This window comes from Lachnoclostridium sp. An196 (genome assembly GCF_002160135.1).
GTDB lineage: Bacteria > Bacillota > Clostridia > Lachnospirales > Lachnospiraceae > Hominiventricola > Hominiventricola avistercoris.
Genome location: NZ_NFJZ01000001.1, coordinates 19,891 through 36,560 on the forward strand (window position 1 = coordinate 19,891; position 16,670 = coordinate 36,560).

A 16,670-nucleotide genomic window follows, 5' to 3' on the forward strand; every position below is an offset into this window, starting at 1 on the left:
GAGGAAGATAGGATGTTTTTTGTCAAACCGAAAATGGCTGATGAAGAGAGAAAGAAATGGTCTGAGGAAATTGAACAGCTCCTAGACGCAGATAGGACTCAGGAGGCTTATAATAAAGCTCTGGAGTTCGATAAACTGGACAAGGACGCCGCAGGCTATCATATGAGTTATTTTTATTTTATGGGAGAATGTGTGCGGGAGGACAGAAGGGAAGCTTTAAAACGGATCGAAAAATACGTGCGCCGCGTGCCGGACGACCCGGAAGGATGGTACCGGTACGGCCTTTTCCTGCGGCTGGAAGGAAATGAACCGGAAGCGGCGGAATGCTTTGAAAAGGCATCCGGAATGGGACATATCCAGGGAACGGTGGATCTGGCGGGAAGCTGTAAGATCCTGGCAGACCAGTTCCGCAACCAGGCGGCGGGAACGCTGAATGTGAAAGAATACGGGGAGTGCAATAACCGGGCGGTTTCTCTGTATATCCGCTCCATGGCCCTCTATGACAAGATCGTGCAGGAACATCCCGACGAACTGGAGGACGCCGACTGGCAGGGATACGGCCGCGCCGCGGACATGATGTATTTCCTGAGCCTGGCCGGAGAAGTAAAAAAAGTGAACGTGAAAGATTCGGAGTCTCAGAATTACCTGAACCTGGGGCTGCAGCTCGTGTCCGGCAAGGGGAACGTCAAAGAGCAGCGTTACTGGAGAATCAATGCGGCGAGAATATACAGCCAGATGGAGCAGGCAGGATGGAAAGCCATGGCAGAATATTTCCGCATGTCCATGTGTCTGTACGACTGCTCTGAGAAAAAGAACCAGCCGATGTTTGCGAACGCCAGATGGCATATGGACCGGATACAGGAGCTGAACGGCAGCCTGTCGGAGGAACAGAGAAAGTCCTATCCGGAGGATTTCGCGGATGTAACAGAACTGTATGGAAAAATGGAGAAAAAATACGGGAAGATTATGGAAAACCGGCTGCGCGCGGGGGAATATCCGGATCTTTCCGAGGACTATATGCCGGGACAGGCCCCGGCAGTGGAAGACTGCAGACGGTTTATGGATTTTGCGGAGGCGCTCAGAAACGGCGCTCCGGCTCAGCCGGATGCTTCCAGGGAGCCGGAAAAGAAGAAAAAGGGACTGTTTGGATTATTCCGCTGAAAGGAGAGAGAAAGAATGATTCCGTATGTGTTTACTTTTATCGGGATGTTCCTCCGCCAGTGGTATGTCAATGTGATCAATCCCAGCGACGGCGGGGCAGTGTTCTTAACGGCCGTCGGAGTCCTGCTGACCGTCATGGGATTATGGAAGACCTATAAGATTCAGGGAGGAAAATATGCCGACAGGAAAAGACTGGGGATTGCCATGGGCGTCCACGGGGCGATCTGGCTGGCAGGCCTTTTGCTGTTTGGCGTGGTGAGCTGGATCCTGGGCAAGATTGTCTACCTGATCGCGCTTGTCATCGGACTGGCGATCGCTTATTTCTGGTTCCGTTCGCTGGACGGGAGCAGTTCTGACACAACACACAGCCAGGAAAGTGACGAAAAGGAGGGACTGGATGCGCTCCCCAATCTGATGTACGATGGCTACAAGCGCTGGCAGCTGGAGTACAGATGCCGGGATCATGCGGTCTATCACGATGACGACGGCAACAAGATTACGATCCGCCAGGCCAGCGTATGCAGGGGGAATATCCAGACAGACGCAGGATTTTTTCAAAGTTATCAATAAAAAAGAGGGGCTTGCGGCCCCTCAAAATATTTGCCTGTGTCAGGCGATTTTATATAAACGTCAGCAGTACAAAATTTAATATGAATAAAAATGTGGCCGCCCAGAGGATTGGATGAACCTCTCCGGCTTCTTTTTTGCAGATTTTTACCAGACAGTAGGTGATAAAACCAAATGCGATGCCGTCCGAGATGCTGTAGCACAGCGTCATGAACAGACTGGCGAAAAACGCGGGTACCGCTTCTTCAAAGTCTTCCCAGTTGATCTCCTTAAAAGCAGAGGTCATCATAACGCCCACGCTCACCAGAGCCGGAGCGGTGGCCGCGTAAGGGATTGCGCTGACGAAAGTAGCCAGGAACGCACTGAGCGCGAAGCAGACAGCCACGACGACGCTGGTCAGTCCGGTGCGTCCTCCTGCGGCGATTCCTGCGGCGCTCTCCACATAGGTGGTGGTGTTGGAAGTGCCGAAAAGCGCGCCGATGGAAGTGGCGGCCGCGTCGGCGAAAAGAGCCTTGTCCATCTTGGATTTAAATCCGGAACTGTTTTCCATGGTCTTTTCATCTTCTTCGCTGAAGATACCGCTCTGAATGCCGGTGCCGATGAACGCGCCGATGGTGTCGAACGTGTCGGAAACGCTGAATGCCAGGATCGTGATCAGCACCATGGGAAGCTTCGTCATGTCCGCAAACAGGGAAGGAAGTCCTGCGGGGGTAAAGATGACGCCGACGGTGGTGGGCAGCGCGGCGCAGGCTTCACGGAAAGAGACCGTGTCGGCCATCGTGGTGACGCCCATGGGGATCCCGACGACAGTGGCAATAACGATCCCGATCAGGATTGCCCCGGGAACCTTGCGTACCAGAAGCACGATCGTCAGAGCAAGGCCGATCAGGAAGAGCCAGAGCTGCGGATCGTTGAAAGTCGCCAGTGCCGGGACTCCGGAATCAAATTTGATAAATCCCACGTTCAGAAGCCCTATATAAGAGATAAACAGGCCGATACCTCCGCCGATGGCGTGCTGCAGGCTTCTGGGAATACATTTGATGATGTACTTCCGAAGCTTTGTCACGGTGATCAGGATATTGAGAATACCGCAGATAAATACCATGGACAGCGCCTGCTGCCAGGTAAAGCCGAGACCGAAACAGACCGTGTACACGAAAAAGGCGTTTAGCCCCATACCGGGGGCCTGCGCATACGGCACATTCGCCACCAGTCCCATGACCAGCGTGCCGATGATGGCGGCGATGATCGTGGCAAGAAATACCGCGCCCCATTCCATGCCGGCCTGGCTCAGGATCGCGGGATTGATGGCGATGATATACGCCATGGTGAAAAAGGTGGTGAGCCCGGCAGCGACTTCGGTCAGAACTGTCGTACCGTTCTCACGCAGTTTGAAAAAATCATTCATATTACGTTTCTCCCTTCTGGATATGCGGAATCCGTTTATTGTTGTATATAATTCCAAAAGACGTTTCCATTATAGGAGATTTTCCTGAGAATGGCAAATTGATTCTGATAAGCAGGGTATAAAAAAAGAACCGCTTTGCGGGTTCTTTTTTTATGCTTTATTCATGCGGGAAATGAAATCCGTTCTCTAATTCATAATAATACATGCGGATGAGCTCGGTGGAGATCAGAAGATAAAGGCGTACATTCGGATCGTCCAGATTCAGGTTTACAAGTTCCCGGATTTTGCTCATGCGCTGATAGAAAGTGTTGCGGTGAATATAAAGCGCGCCGGCCGCAGTTGCCGCATTGCAGTTGTTCTGGACATAGGCTTCCAGTGTCTTCAAAAGATCTGTGCCGTTTGCTTTGTCGTAACCATGAAGCTCTACCAGAGCCGGATGGCAAAGATGCCGGGGAGGCAGGCGGCTGGAGCCGTAATGGATAAAATGGTAAAGAGCATAGTCTTCAAAAATATAACACCATATATTGGGATTGTATACCTGTCCCATCTCATAGGCATAGCACGCCTGCTGATAGTATATGGGAGTGGTTTCAAAACTCCAGTATTTAAAACTGATGCCTGCCTTTAAAAGTCCGTCCCGTATAAGAAAGCTGATGCTGTGGGGGATGTCGTAGACAGAACAGCCCGCTTTATCCAGATTCACGATCGCAACGATCTGGCCTTTGTAAGGAATCGCGATACAGTCATGAAACTGATTTTCCAGTTTCAGACAGAAAGGATTAAGGTAATTGTAACGCTCTGTTTTCTGATCATCCAGCGGATAGATGACGATACAGCAGCAGCAGTCAGTGATCTGCCAGCCGATGTTGCTGAGCAGATTTTTCAGGTCTTCCGTGCTGAATTTGACGCCTTCCAGCATGGAAAGGATAATAGACGGAAGGCTGCGGGAGTCCGGCGCGTCATGTTCCAGATTCTGAAAAGAAAGCAGGATGTATTCATGGATATAATCAATCAGCTGCACGATTCCGTGAGTAAATTTCCGCGCAGTTTCAAAAGCGGCAATAATATAATTATCCCTGCCGTTCATGGTAGTGATCAGGTTGTAAGGAAGACGGTCGTCCTGCAAAAGTACGGCGCTGCCCACAAAACAACGTGCTTTTTCCGTAAATACCAGACTCAGCTGGTTTACGAATTCAGTAGGCATGACTTTGCGTCCGGAAAACATATCGTTTTCCCATTCCAGAAGTCCGGAAGCATTTGGAGAAATATACTGCAGGCGCAGCGATTCATCAAATACAATAAACGGCACCTGAAGAAAGTCTTCGATAAGATCGCAGAGAGATTCCGGGGAATCCCCGTTCAGCAGATGCCGTTTAATGGAATTGTCAAAAGAGTAATATTTTTGGAAAATCTGCAGCACGTAATTAAATATGGCTGAAAACCGCTTGTCGTTTACACAAAAATATTCTATATCTGCCTGGTCAAAATAATTTTCAGCAGGAGAACCGACCACGATCAGAGAAACATGGCTGTCGGATTTCCAGTGAGCAGGAAGGCGGCGGGCTTCTGTGATGTAGACGGTATGGGGGTCGGGCAGATCAGAGGCGCCGCTCGTAAAAAGAGCAGCGCCTGAAAGATTTCTGCCGTATAAATGGCCGGAACAAAGTGGAGCCAGGGAAAAATTTTTGCTTAATTCTTCCCATAAAACAGACATACTGATATACATTCAGATCATCCTTTTGATCAGATTTGGTGTTCCTGGGCGTATTTGCGGCCATATGAGGCCAGCTCGTCCAGATAAATGTCATTGTTCCATTTTCTGAAGCAGCATTCGTTGGCGATGGAAGGATAGAAACGCCCTCCGGGACAATAGGTATCGAACGCCCGGCGCACCTCGGCACGGATTTCTTCTTCTGTAATGTTTTCAATATCAATCTTCGGACCGTCAATGCCTCCGATCATGGCCAGCTTTCCTTCTGTGATTCTCTGGATTTCCACGATGTCATTCTGCGGGATGACGCCCTGCCAGATATCGATACCCATTTCTACCATATCCAGAACAAGAGGCTGACAGACGCAGTCGGCATGGTGCATGAACATAATGCCGCAGTCGTGGGCTGTTTTGACAATCTCTGCGTGAAGCGGTTTGATCAGTTCTCTCCAGACCCGGGGCGGAAGAAACACATTCTGTTTGGTTCCCCAGTCATCGTGATAAAATACAATATCCGGCTTCAGATATTTGGCCGCCAGTTTCAGATATTCGATTTTATAGTCGGCGATTTTCCTGAGCACGCCGGCCATTTCTTCAGGGTATTCCATATAGTTAATCAGCGCGTTCTGCATTCCCATCAAATGATGAGTCCGTTCAAATAACCCGCCGGAGCAGTAGATGGCACAAAAGTATTCGTCCCGGTTTACCTCTTCCGCCTGTTTGACGGCGGCACTCCAGTCCAGTCCTTCAAGAGTGGGAACTTTAAGCTGCTCTTCCCAGTGTTCAATGTCTTTGATTACCGCATTCTGATCATTGACCACCGGATGCGGTCCCGGCGCGGTAGGAAGGAAAAGGAACGAGGTTCCCCATCCCGAATACATTCATTATGAAGGATATGTCCAACTGGAGAAACGAATTTATCTTTCCGGATCTTGACAAAATTGATTTTTCCGCGGGAAGAGAGGAAGCCGAGAAGAAACTGTCTCCGGACAAGATAACCGGTTATGTGATGCAGGATGGCCTGTTTGAACGGCTGATGTCTCTGTGTCCTACAGAAGAGGGACTTGCATGGATGATTGAGGAGCCGGAGGACGCGGCGGACTTTTTTAACGCCATGGCAGATTATAAGATCGCTATGATCCATAAGCTGATGAAAGAGTGGGTACATATCGACATGATAATCAACAGCGACGACTGGGGGACTCAGATGAGTACATTTATGTCGCCTTCAGTGTATGAGGAACTGATCCTTCCGCCCATGAAACGGATCGGAGAAGTGGTCAAGTCTTATGGCGTATACTATGTATGCCATTCCTGCGGGAAATGCCAGGCTTTGGCTCCTTATATGGTAGATATCGGATTCCGAATGTGGGAAACACAGAACATGAATGATCATAAAGCGGTACAGAGAGCTACAGAAGGGAAATTGAATCTGCAGGTAACTTTGGATCCGTATGTGCTTCAGGATCCGGATGTGACGGAAGAACAGGTACGGAATTATGTCCGGAGCGTTATTGACCGCCTGGGAACAAACGGAGGGCTTGCGCTGGCTTTCAAAGCGCTGACTCCGATGGTATATACTTCCGTGATTGATGAAATCTATACTTACAGCCGGAAACTGTATGCCGGAAGGGAAGGTCAGCCGGCCAACCCGCAGGATCTGTAACCGGATGAAAAACAGGGGACTGCGTTTACAGACGCAGTCCCTTGATATCTTTGATCCTGGATAAGATTACGTTGCTGGTACATGATAGAATGCCGGGAAGATGATCCAGAGTTCCGCAGATCAGATGTTCCATTTCTTCATTAGATGCGGCAATGGCATGCACATGCAGTTTGCTTTTTCCGGTGACCCGGTAAATTTGTGTGACAGTATCATTTTGCCGGAGCGTTTCTGCTACGTCCATTAGGGCTTCGGGTTTTGTTTCAATCTCAAAATAGCAGGAGACAGCTCCGCTGATCTTCTGAGGATTAATAATTACAGTATATTCTTCAATGATTCCCCTTTTTTCCAGCGACTGCACCCTCATTTTTACAGCTACGCGGGAGATGCCGATTTTCTGCCCGATCTCTGAGTAAGACATACGAGCGTTTTCTGTCAAAAGACGGATAATTTCCTGGTCTAATTCGTCAAGTCCTTCTAAAAACATAAAAAAGTCCCCTTATGTTTCTGTGTTTTTAATATTGATTATATAATGTTTCTTTAATGTACGTCAAGAAAACAGGCGGTTTGCATTGACATTCTATATGTCTGATTCTATAATAAATTACGAATGTTAATTTAAAACTTACATAAAGAAAGAAAAGTGATGAGAGATGGAAAATGAGCTGACACGTGGGCCGGTAATAAGTACCATGCTTCGTTTTGCAGTACCGATGATTCTGGGAGATCTTCTGCAGCAGTGCTATAATATCGCGGATACGCTGATTGTGGGAAGATATCTGGGAGAAAATGCGCTGGCAGCTGTGGGATCTGCATTTTCTTTAATGACTTTTTTGACGTCTGTGATTCTGGGACTGGCTATGGGAAGCGGCACGGTTTTTTCAATCCGTTACGGACAGAAAGACATGGTACGGCTGAAAGAGGGGATTCTGGCCGCGTTTGTTCTTTTGGGCGCAGTTACGGCGCTGCTTAATGTGCTGGTATTTGCCGGACTTGACGGAATTATCTGGTTCCTGCGCACGCCCGAGGAATTAAAAGAGATAATGAAAGACTATCTGATAGTGATTTTTGCCGGTCTTGTGGGAATTTTTCTTTATAATTTCTTTGCATCGCTGCTGCGTTCTTTGGGCAATTCTGTGGTGCCTCTGGCATTTTTGGCGGTGTCTGCACTCTTGAATATAGGTTTGGATCTATGGTTTGTGGCGGGAATAAATCGCGGTGTGGCCGGGGCCGCGGAGGCAACAGTAATATCCCAGTATGTATCCGGAATCGGGATCGCTGTTTATACGTATATGAAATTTCCCGAACTTTTTCACCGTGACGGAAAGATCTGTCTGCGCAGAGAACGGATTCTGGAAATCACTAACTTTTCTGCGTTGACCTGCATGCAGCAGTCCATCATGAATTTTGGCATTCTGGCAGTTCAGGGGCTGGTCAACAGTTTCGGAACGACGATCATGGCGGCATTTGCGGCTGCAGTGAAAATTGATGCGTTTGCATATCTTCCGGTACAGGATTTTGGAAACGCTTTTTCTATTTTTATAGCTCAGAATTATGGAGCGGGAGAAAAGAAGCGTATTCACAGAGGAATGCGTGCAGCGGTGTTGATTTCGGTATCGTTTGGTTTGCTTATTTCGCTTTGTGTTTTCGTTTTTGCCGTGCCGCTGATGAGCATGTTCATTGACGCCGGGGAGACGGCAGTAATTTCGGAAGGTGTGAGATATCTGAGGATAGAGGGAATATTTTATTTTATGATTGGAATATTGTTCCTTCTCTATGGATTATACCGGGCGCTGGGGAGACCGGGCATGTCTGTTGTGCTTACTTTAGTGTCTTTGGGAACCCGTGTGGCACTGGCTTATTCGCTCTCTGCGATCCCCGCACTGGGAGTCGTGGGAATCTGGTGGTCCGTACCTGTTGGATGGTTTCTGGCAGACGCGCTGGGAATAGGGTATCTGGCAGTAAAAAGAAAAAGGATTTTTGACGCAATACAGACTGTATAAAAATATAATTTATGAGAAAAAGTATAGTCGCGGAAAGAACAGATGTTCTGAAACGTGGCTATACTTTTTTATTTTTCCGTGTTATAATTTGCCTGATTAACTGTATTGTCATCCGACAGTTAAATAAATATATAAACAAAAAAGAATAGGAAACAAATAGATAGTAAATATATGGTTGATGATAGATGTATCAAAAATCACAAAGGAGAGATTTGCTATGGATCATTTTGAATTAGTGTCGGAATACAAACCTACCGGCGACCAGCCACAGGCTATCGCCGATTTGGTGAAAGGGTTCAAAGAAGGCAACCAGGCGGAGACCCTTCTGGGCGTCACCGGTTCCGGTAAAACCTTCACGATGGCTAATGTCATCCAGCAACTTAATAACCCCACGCTGATTATTGCCCATAACAAGACTTTGGCGGCGCAGCTCTACGGTGAGTTCAAAGAATTTTTCCCGAACAACGCCGTAGAGTATTTCGTCTCCTACTACGACTATTATCAGCCCGAAGCCTACGTTCCTTCCAGCGACACCTACATCGCCAAGGATTCTTCCGTCAATGACGAGATCGATAAACTGCGTCTGTCGGCAACGGCGGCATTGATCGAGCGGCGAGACGTGATCATTGTATCCAGCGTGTCCTGCATCTACGGCCTGGGTGAACCGGAAAACTTTGAGAAGATGATGGTGTCACTGCGTCCGGGGATGCAGAAAGACCGTGACGAGGTGCTGAGACAGTTAATTGATATACAATATGACCGGAATGAGATGGACTTTAAGAGGGGAACATTCCGGGTGCGCGGGGATGTGGTGGAGATTCTTCCGGCCAATGAGGCGGAAACAGCCGTGCGTGTGGAATTTTTCGGGGATGAGATCGACAGGATCACGAGGATCGACGTGTTGACCGGAGAGATCAAAGGGGAATTGGAACATGTGGCGATCTTTCCGGCTTCTCATTATGTAGTTCCGGCTGAGCGGATCAGGCAGGCTGCGGATTCTATAGAAAAAGAACTGGAAGAACGGGTACAGTATTTTAAAGGCGAAGACAAACTTCTGGAGGCACAGCGGATAGCAGAGCGCACAAATTTCGATATAGAGATGCTGAAAGAAACAGGGTTCTGTTCCGGGATCGAGAATTATTCCCGTCATCTGTCAGGTGCGGCGCCGGGAATGCCGCCCAATACGCTGATGGACTATTTCCCGGATGATTTCCTGATTATTATTGACGAGTCGCATAAGACGATTCCTCAGATCAGGGGTATGTATTTTGGCGATCAAAGCCGGAAACACACTCTGGTGGATTATGGATTCCGGCTTCCGTCAGCGCTGGACAACCGTCCGCTCAGTTTTGAAGAGTTTGAAAACAAGATAGATCAGATTTTATTTGTGTCGGCGACACCGGGAGAGTATGAGGAAGAACATGAGCTTCTGCGGGCAGAACAGATCATCCGGCCCACCGGTCTTCTGGATCCTCAGGTGTCGGTGCGGCCTGTAGAAGGACAGATCGATGATCTGATCGGAGAGATCAACAAAGAAGTCGCGGAGCATCATAAAGTGCTGATCACGACGCTGACAAAAAGGATGGCGGAAGACCTGACGGATTATATGCGGGAGCTGGGGATCCGGGTACGGTATCTGCATTCGGATGTGGATACGCTGGAACGGACGGAGATCATTCGTGATATGCGTCTGGATGTGTTTGACGTGCTGGTAGGCATTAACCTTCTTCGGGAAGGACTGGACATTCCGGAGATTACTTTGGTTGCCATTCTGGATGCGGATAAGGAAGGATTCCTGCGTTCGGAGACTTCTCTGATCCAGACCATCGGACGCGCGGCACGGAACAGCGAGGGGCACGTGATCATGTATGCGGACACGGTCACAGACTCTATGCGGATGGCGATCGATGAGACGAACCGGCGCCGGGAGATTCAGGAAGCATATAATAAAGAGCACGGCATTACACCAAAGACCATTCATAAAGCGGTTAGGGATCTGATCCGGATCTCCAAAGAGGTGGCGCAGGAAGAAGTACGTTTCGAGAAAGATCCGGAATCCATGAGCGCGGCAGAACTGGAGAAACTGATCGGAGATATTCAGAAGAAGATGAAGAAAGCCGCGGCGGATCTGAATTTCGAAGCGGCCGCCATGCTGCGCGACCAGATGATTGAGCTGAAGCAGCAGCTGCAGAAAGCGAAGGAATAAAGGAGAAGATAAATGGCAGAACAGAAAAAAGAATATATCCGGATACGCGGAGCCAATGAACATAATCTGAAACATATCGATGTGAATATCCCAAGAAATGAGCTGGTCGTACTGACCGGACTGAGCGGATCAGGGAAATCTTCCCTGGCCTTTGATACGATATACGCGGAGGGACAGAGACGCTACATGGAATCTCTGTCTTCTTACGCGCGTCAGTTTCTGGGACAGATGGAGAAACCGGATGTAGAAAGCATTGACGGTTTGTCTCCGGCCATTTCCATAGATCAGAAATCCACGAACCGCAATCCCAGGTCTACGGTGGGAACCGTGACGGAGATCTACGACTATTTTCGTCTGCTGTATGCCCGGATAGGAACGCCTCACTGCCCGAAATGCGGACGTGAGATTAAGAAGCAGAGCGTGGACCAGATGGTGGATCAGATCATGTCGATGCCGGAGAGAACGAGGATACAGCTGCTTGCGCCGGTGGTAAAAGGCCGGAAGGGCGAGCATGTAAAACTTCTGGAAAAGATGCGGCGCAGCGGCTTTGTCCGTGTAAAGATCGACGGAAATCTGTATGATTTGTCGGAAGAGATCAGACTGGAAAAAAATAATAAGCACCTGATAGAAGTGGTGGTGGACCGCCTGGTGGTCAAACCGGGGATTGAAAAGCGCCTGACGGATTCTATCGAGACGGTGCTCAGCCTGTCGGAAGGCTTGCTGGTCGTGGAAGAAGCAGACAGCGGAGAGATACAGACATTCAGTTCCAGCTATGCGTGTCCTGATTGCGGAATCAGTGTGGAAGAAGTGGAACCCCGCAGCTTCTCTTTCAACAATCCGTTTGGAGCATGCCCGGAGTGCTCAGGACTGGGATACAAGATGGAGTTTGACGAGGACCTGATGATCCCCGACAAATCGCTGAGCATTGCGGAGGGCGCGATCCAGGTGCTGGGATGGCAGTCCTGTACGGATCCGTCCAGTTATACTTTTGCGATTCTGAAGGCATTGTCGGAAACGTACGGATTTGATCTGAACACTCCGTACCAGGAACTTCCGGAAAAAGTCCGGCACATGCTGATCTACGGCACGGACGGCAGGCAGGTAAAAGTACATTATAAGGGACAGCGGGGAGAAGGCTTTTATGACGTGGCGTTCGAAGGCCTGATCAAGAATTCGGAACGGAGATACCGGGAAACGGGATCTGATACCATGAAACAGGAGTATGAGAGCTTTATGAGGATTACTCCGTGCCGCGCCTGCCGCGGTCAGCGTCTGAAACCCAGTTCGCTGGCGGTGACGGTGTGCGGAAAAAATATTTATGAAGTAACAAATCAATCGGTGCAGGATCTGCAGAGATTTCTGGAACAGATGACGCTGACCAGGCAGCAGGAGCTGATCGGAGGACAGATTTTGAAAGAAATCCGTGCGAGGATCCGCTTTTTGATGGATGTAGGGCTGGACTACCTGTCGCTGACCCGCGCTACGGGGACATTGTCGGGCGGAGAAGCTCAGCGTATTCGGCTGGCTACGCAGATCGGATCCGGCCTGGTGGGCGTGGCCTATATTCTGGACGAGCCCAGCATCGGCCTGCATCAAAGAGACAATGATAAGCTTCTGAATACGCTTTGCCACTTGCGCGATCTTGGAAACAGCGTGATTGTTGTGGAGCACGATGAAGATACGATGCTTGCGGCAGACTATATTGTGGATATCGGACCGGGGGCAGGCGAGCATGGAGGAGAAGTAGTGGCAACAGGAACCGCACGGGAACTGATGGAGAACCCGGCGTCGGTTACAGGAGCGTATTTGAGCGGCCGCCTCTGCATTCCCGTGCCGGAAATAAGGAGGACGCCCGTCGGCTGGCTGACGGTTCACGGAGCTGCGGAAAATAATCTTAAAAATATTGACGTAAAATTTCCGTTGGGAGTATTTACCTGCGTGACAGGAGTGTCCGGTTCAGGCAAAAGCTCGCTGGTAAATGAGATTTTGTATAAGAGCCTGGCGAAAAACCTGAATCATGCGAGGACAATTCCCGGAAAACATAAAGGCATTGAGGGAATGGAATGCCTGGATAAAGTGATCTGTATCGATCAGTCTCCGATTGGCCGGACTCCTCGTTCCAACCCGGCAACATATACAGGGGTGTTCGACATGATCCGCGACTTATTTGCGTCCACTGCAGACGCGAAAGCGCGGGGATACAAAAAAGGCAGGTTCAGCTTTAATGTAAAAGGCGGCCGGTGCGAGGCCTGCGCAGGAGACGGCATCCTGAAAATTGAGATGCATTTTCTGCCGGATGTATATGTGCCCTGCGAAGTTTGCCAGGGAAAACGGTATAATCGGGAAACTCTGGAAGTAAAATATAAAGGCAAGAGTATTTACGACGTGCTGGATATGACGGTGGAGGAAGCGCTGACATTCTTTGAGAATGTGCCGTTTGTACGCAGAAAAATCGAGACGCTGTACGACGTGGGGCTTTCTTATATTAAACTGGGGCAGCCGTCTACGACGCTGTCCGGAGGAGAAGCGCAGAGGATCAAGCTGGCTACGGAACTGAGCCGCCGCAGTACCGGCAAGACGGCATATATTCTGGATGAGCCTACCACGGGACTTCATTTTGCCGATGTACACAAGCTGACAGAGATTCTTCAGAGACTGGCTCAGGGCGGCAACACCGTGATTGTCATTGAACACAATCTGGACGTAATCAAGACTGCCGATTATATCATCGACATGGGACCGGAAGGCGGAGACGGCGGCGGTACGGTGGTTGCGCAGGGGACTCCGGAGGAAGTGGCGGAAAATCCGTCGTCCTATACGGGTTATTATGTGAAAAAGTATTTGCAAAAAGGCGGAACTGTTGTATCATAAGGGAAAACAGCGCCCGGAAGACGGGCATAGACAGTGAGGAATGGATAATGCTGGAAAAGTTGCAGAGACTGGCCGGTACGGAGCATGTGTATGCGGATGAACCCATGAAAAATCATACGACTTTTCGCGTAGGGGGCATTGCCCGATGGTTTGTGGAGCCGCAGTCAGCAGAGGACTTGTGGAATGTGATGAAAGTCTGCCGGGAAGAAGGGGTTCCCTGCTATGTGGTGGGAAACGGCAGTAATCTGCTGGTAAGCGACGAAGGATATGACGGAGTTATTCTGCATCTGTTCAGGAATATGTCCGGGGTGGAAGTGCGCGGCACAGAGATTACGCTGCAGGCGGGAGCGCTTTTGATACGCGCTTCTCATATCGCCATGAGAGAAGGCCTGACGGGACTGGAGTTCGCTTCCGGGATTCCGGGAACTGTGGGTGGGGCAGTGGTCATGAATGCGGGCGCTTACGGCGGAGAGATGAGGGACGTGGTGAAAAGCGTCCGGGTGTTGGCTCCGGATGGCGGCAGAAAAGAATATGTAAGAGAAGAACTGCGATTCGGATATCGCAGAAGCCGGATTGCGGAAGAAGGGGGCATTGTGCTGGAAGTGACTCTGCAGTTGGAGCAGGGGGATCCGGAGCAGATCCGTGCTCAGATGGAGGACCTGCGGGTGAAGCGAATGGAGAAGCAGCCGCTGGAATACGGGAGCGCCGGGAGCACGTTTAAGAGACCGGAAGGCCATTTCGCGGGAAAACTGATCGAGGATGCGGGTCTTAGGGGCTTCCGGATCGGTGACGCGCAGGTGTCGGAGAAACATTGCGGATTTATCATTAACCGCGGAAATGCTACGGCTTCGCAGATCGCCGAACTGATCGGAGAAGTCCGGGAGCGTGTTCTGGCTTATTCAGGCATTCTTCTGGAGCCGGAGGTAAAATTTTTAGGAAACTTTTAGGACAAAGACGAGGAGAAAAGTATGAGACTGGTGATCGTGACCGGTATGTCCGGAGCAGGAAGAACAACGGCGCTGAAGATGCTGGAAGACGCAGGATATTTTTGCGTCGATAACCTTCCGGTGCCGTTCATAGAAAAATTCGCAGAGCTGACCGCTTCAGGCAACAGCGAGATCACGAAAGTGGCTATCGGAGTGGATGTCCGCAGCGGAAAATCTTTAAGCGAGCTGGAGGAAATCCTGGAGAGGATGACCCTGCACGGGCTGAACTATGAGATCCTTTTTCTGGACGCTTCCGACGAGGTCCTTGTAAAGCGTTATAAGGAGACCAGAAGGATGCATCCGCTGGCGGCGTCAGGGAGAATCGAAGACGGAATTGTCCGGGAGCGTGAACGTCTGGTGTTTTTAAAAAAACACGCTGACTATATTATCGATACCAGCAAATTATTGACGAGGGAACTGAAGCAGGAACTGGATAAAATTTTTGTTCAGAACCGCGCGTTTAAAAATCTGATGATTACGGTCCTGTCTTTCGGATTTAAGTACGGGATTCCCAGCGACGCGGATCTGGTCTTTGACGTGCGTTTTCTTCCGAATCCTTATTATTACGAAGATCTGAGGAAACTGACCGGTAATGACCAGAAGATCCAGGATTTTGTCATGGGCTATGATATGGCGCATGTTTTCCTGGACAAGCTGGAAGATATGATTCGTTTTCTTATTCCCAATTATGTATTGGAAGGAAAAAACCAGCTGGTGATTGCCGTGGGATGTACAGGCGGCAAGCACCGTTCCGTGACGCTGGCCAATAAGCTGTATGAAAGGCTGAAAAAACAGAGCGATTACGGCGTGAAACTGGAACACCGGGATATCGGCAAAGATGCGGCCGTTGGTAAATAGACGGAGGGGAATATGTCATTTTCCGGAGAAATCAAAGAAGAGTTATCCAGACAAAGCTCATCCGGCCGCCACTGCCGGGTGGCGGAGACTGCCGCGATTCTGAGTCTTTGCGGAAAGGTTCTGATCACGGAAAGTAATCAATATTGTGTTAAAATACAGACGGAAAATCTTCCCGTTGCCAGAAAGTACTTTACTTTATTGAAAAAAACATTTAATATTAGATCTGAAGTGTCAGTCCGGAAGAACAGGGAGGCGCACAGCTACTCGGTGGTGGTGCGTAAAAATAATGAAGCAGCCAGACTGCTTCGGGAAGTGTGCCTGTTGGACGGGGACGGAGACATTCATGAATGCATGTCGCTGGTACATAATCGAATCCTGAAACAGAACTGCTGCAGGCGTGCTTTTATACGGGGAGCGTTCCTGGCGGCGGGGTCGGTCAGTGATCCGGAGAAGTCCTATCATTTCGAAATTGTCTGTGCTTTTCCGGAGAAAGCGGAGCAGCTGAGGGAGATCCTGCATCAGTATGAGATCGATGCAAAGATTGTGCTCCGAAAGAAACACTATGTAGTCTATGTGAAAGAGGGTTCACAGATAGTGGAACTTCTTGGTCTCATGGGCGCTCATGTATCACTCATGCAGTTGGAAAATGTGCGGATTGTGAAGGAAATGCGCAATTCAGTAAACCGGAAGGTGAACTGTGAGACGGCAAACCTGAATAAAACTGTATCCGCAGCGGTCCGGCAGGTAGAGGACATCCGATATATAGAATCTGTTCTGGGACTGCATAAACTTCCTGAAAACCTGGAGGAAATCGCCAGGGCCAGGATCGGGCATCCGGAAGCCAGTCTAAAAGAGCTGGGAGAGATGCTTTCCCCGCCGGTGGGAAAATCCGGAGTAAACCATCGCCTGCGTAAGTTGAGTCTTATGGCAGAGCAGTTGCGAGAGGGTAAGGAGGAGTCATATGATTAAGAAACCAATCACTATTCAGATCGCGTCTGGACTGGAAGCCCGGCCGGTGGCTTTGCTGGTTCAGGTGGCAAGCCAGTATGAAAGCAAAATCTATGTAGAAGACGGATCCAGGAAGGTCAATGCCAAGAGTATTATGGGTATGATGTCGCTGGGGCTGTCCACGGGTGAATCCATTGTTGTATCTGCAGAGGGAAGCGACGAGCAGGCGGCCATTGAAAATATTGAAAGATATTTGAGCAGTGACAATTAATTAAGAGTAGATAAACG

14 protein-coding genes are annotated in these 16,670 nt (G+C 49.5%); 10 read left to right on the forward strand and 4 right to left on the reverse strand.

The annotated features are described in order from the left end of the window. Positions 1-12: 12 nt before the first annotated feature. Complete coding sequence (locus tag B5F29_RS00075) at positions 13-1,161, forward strand: tetratricopeptide repeat protein (RefSeq protein WP_087152645.1); 1,149 nt, start codon at positions 13-15, stop codon at positions 1,159-1,161. 15 nt (positions 1,162-1,176) lie between these two features. Continuing rightward, entirely contained in the window at positions 1,177-1,731 is a 555-nt protein-coding gene (locus tag B5F29_RS00080) for a hypothetical protein (RefSeq protein WP_087152646.1), read from the forward strand. Between the two features lie 49 nt (positions 1,732-1,780). Here B5F29_RS00080 and B5F29_RS00085 read toward each other — a convergent pair whose 3' ends face one another. The 3 genes from B5F29_RS00085 to B5F29_RS00095 all read right to left on the reverse strand — a co-directional run bounded on the left by B5F29_RS00085 (position 1,781) and on the right by B5F29_RS00095 (position 5,668). Next, positions 1,781-3,136, reverse strand: a complete 1,356-nt coding sequence (locus tag B5F29_RS00085) for an NCS2 family permease (protein ID WP_087152647.1) — start codon at positions 3,134-3,136, stop codon at positions 1,781-1,783. A gap of 157 nt (positions 3,137-3,293) precedes the next feature. Further along, positions 3,294-4,862 carry a PucR family transcriptional regulator gene (locus B5F29_RS00090; RefSeq protein ID WP_087152648.1) on the reverse strand — a complete coding sequence of 523 codons (1,569 nt, stop codon included), beginning with the start codon at positions 4,860-4,862 and terminating at the stop codon, positions 3,294-3,296. 17 nt (positions 4,863-4,879) lie between these two features. Further along, complete coding sequence (locus B5F29_RS00095; RefSeq protein ID WP_242955533.1) at positions 4,880-5,668, reverse strand: uroporphyrinogen decarboxylase family protein; 789 nt, start codon at positions 5,666-5,668, stop codon at positions 4,880-4,882. Between the two features lie 74 nt (positions 5,669-5,742). On the opposite strand from B5F29_RS00095, the gene B5F29_RS00100 reads away from it, so the two are divergent. Further along, a complete protein-coding gene (locus B5F29_RS00100) occupies positions 5,743-6,513 on the forward strand; it encodes a uroporphyrinogen decarboxylase family protein (protein ID WP_162608318.1) in 771 nt (256 codons plus the stop codon). A gap of 25 nt (positions 6,514-6,538) precedes the next feature. Here B5F29_RS00100 and B5F29_RS00105 read toward each other — a convergent pair whose 3' ends face one another. After that, positions 6,539-6,997 (reverse strand): Lrp/AsnC family transcriptional regulator, encoded by a 459-nt coding sequence (locus B5F29_RS00105; RefSeq protein WP_087152651.1) that lies wholly within the window; start codon positions 6,995-6,997, stop codon positions 6,539-6,541. A gap of 166 nt (positions 6,998-7,163) precedes the next feature. Between B5F29_RS00105 and B5F29_RS00110 the strand changes: the two genes are divergently transcribed. From B5F29_RS00110 to B5F29_RS00140, 7 genes are all read left to right on the forward strand, one after another. Beyond that, complete coding sequence (locus B5F29_RS00110) at positions 7,164-8,513, forward strand: MATE family efflux transporter (RefSeq protein WP_087152652.1); 1,350 nt, start codon at positions 7,164-7,166, stop codon at positions 8,511-8,513. Positions 8,514-8,730: 217 nt separating this feature from the next. Then, positions 8,731-10,719: an excinuclease ABC subunit UvrB gene (gene uvrB, locus B5F29_RS00115; RefSeq protein WP_087152653.1), complete on the forward strand. Its 1,989-nt coding sequence runs from the start codon at positions 8,731-8,733 to the stop codon at positions 10,717-10,719. A gap of 12 nt (positions 10,720-10,731) precedes the next feature. Continuing rightward, entirely contained in the window at positions 10,732-13,590 is a 2,859-nt protein-coding gene (gene uvrA / locus B5F29_RS00120; RefSeq protein WP_087152654.1) for an excinuclease ABC subunit UvrA, read from the forward strand. Between the two features lie 47 nt (positions 13,591-13,637). Continuing rightward, on the forward strand, positions 13,638-14,537 hold the full coding sequence (gene murB / locus B5F29_RS00125) for a UDP-N-acetylmuramate dehydrogenase (RefSeq protein ID WP_087152655.1): 900 nt from the start codon (positions 13,638-13,640) through the stop codon (positions 14,535-14,537). A 21-nt stretch (positions 14,538-14,558) separates the two neighbouring features. Beyond that, positions 14,559-15,434, forward strand: coding sequence for an RNase adapter RapZ (gene rapZ, locus B5F29_RS00130; protein ID WP_087152656.1), 876 nt, complete (start codon positions 14,559-14,561; stop codon positions 15,432-15,434). A 12-nt stretch (positions 15,435-15,446) separates the two neighbouring features. Then, the gene (gene whiA / locus B5F29_RS00135; RefSeq protein ID WP_087152657.1) at positions 15,447-16,403 is read left to right on the forward strand and encodes a DNA-binding protein WhiA; all 957 of its coding nucleotides are present in this window, start codon (positions 15,447-15,449) and stop codon (positions 16,401-16,403) included. Beyond that, on the forward strand, positions 16,396-16,653 hold the full coding sequence (locus tag B5F29_RS00140) for an HPr family phosphocarrier protein (protein ID WP_087152658.1): 258 nt from the start codon (positions 16,396-16,398) through the stop codon (positions 16,651-16,653). The genes whiA and B5F29_RS00140 overlap by 8 nt, the downstream gene beginning before the upstream one ends. Positions 16,654-16,670 lie beyond the last annotated feature (17 nt).

Bases quoted from the DNA above. Each gene is read 5' to 3' on its own strand.
- B5F29_RS00075 (WP_087152645.1), top strand. From the start codon at position 13: ATGTTTTTTGTCAAACCGAAAATGGCTGATGAAGAGAGAAAGAAATGG.
- B5F29_RS00080 (WP_087152646.1), top strand. From the start codon at position 1,177: ATGATTCCGTATGTGTTTACTTTTATCGGGATGTTCCTCCGCCAGTGG.
- B5F29_RS00085 (WP_087152647.1), bottom strand. From the start codon at position 3,136: ATGAATGATTTTTTCAAACTGCGTGAGAACGGTACGACAGTTCTGACC.
- B5F29_RS00090 (WP_087152648.1), bottom strand. From the start codon at position 4,862: ATGTATATCAGTATGTCTGTTTTATGGGAAGAATTAAGCAAAAATTTT.
- B5F29_RS00100 (WP_162608318.1), top strand. From the start codon at position 5,743: ATGTCCAACTGGAGAAACGAATTTATCTTTCCGGATCTTGACAAAATT.
- B5F29_RS00105 (WP_087152651.1), bottom strand. From the start codon at position 6,997: ATGTTTTTAGAAGGACTTGACGAATTAGACCAGGAAATTATCCGTCTT.
- B5F29_RS00110 (WP_087152652.1), top strand. From the start codon at position 7,164: ATGGAAAATGAGCTGACACGTGGGCCGGTAATAAGTACCATGCTTCGT.
- uvrB (WP_087152653.1), top strand. From the start codon at position 8,731: ATGGATCATTTTGAATTAGTGTCGGAATACAAACCTACCGGCGACCAG.
- uvrA (WP_087152654.1), top strand. From the start codon at position 10,732: ATGGCAGAACAGAAAAAAGAATATATCCGGATACGCGGAGCCAATGAA.
- murB (WP_087152655.1), top strand. From the start codon at position 13,638: ATGCTGGAAAAGTTGCAGAGACTGGCCGGTACGGAGCATGTGTATGCG.
- rapZ (WP_087152656.1), top strand. From the start codon at position 14,559: ATGAGACTGGTGATCGTGACCGGTATGTCCGGAGCAGGAAGAACAACG.
- whiA (WP_087152657.1), top strand. From the start codon at position 15,447: ATGTCATTTTCCGGAGAAATCAAAGAAGAGTTATCCAGACAAAGCTCA.
- B5F29_RS00140 (WP_087152658.1), top strand. From the start codon at position 16,396: ATGATTAAGAAACCAATCACTATTCAGATCGCGTCTGGACTGGAAGCC.